The organism is Brevundimonas sp. UBA2416 (assembly GCF_002343105.1).
Lineage (GTDB): Bacteria > Pseudomonadota > Alphaproteobacteria > Caulobacterales > Caulobacteraceae > Brevundimonas.
Map to the genome: position 1 here is coordinate 1,398 of NZ_DDRM01000025.1, position 542 is coordinate 1,939.

Here is a 542-nt window from a genome sequence, read left to right on the forward strand (position 1 = left end):
CGCCTGGGGCACGCCGGGCGGCGGGGCCGGGATCGGTCTGACGAAGCCGTTCGACGGACAGGCGGCGAGTGTCGGCAATGGGGTGATGGTGGCGCTGGAGGCGAGCTCGCGCGAGCAGATCCATCGGCTGCACGAGATCGCCCTGGCCCATGGCGGAACCTGCGAAGGACCGCCGGGACCGCGCGGGGATGCCTTCTACGCCGCCTATTTCCGCGANNGACGGCAACAAGCTGAACGCCTTCATGATGGAACAGGGGGCGGTGGCGTAAGGGTTCCCCGATCCGCTCATCCCGGCGACCCGAAGGGCGCGCGGGGATGAGCGGGGTTCAAGATCTGCCATAGATTTTCCTGTTGCTGATGACAGGGTTTATCGATTTTCCCTCCTGAGGCGAACAGTCTAGGCTCGGTTCCAATCGCGCCAAGACGCAGCAGGAGGACACCATGGACGGACACGCCGGCGGACCCAGCCCCCTCAATGATCCGAAGAAGGAAAAGGCCGCGCTGCGGTCCCTGATCGGCCGCACCAACCGCGACTGGTGGCC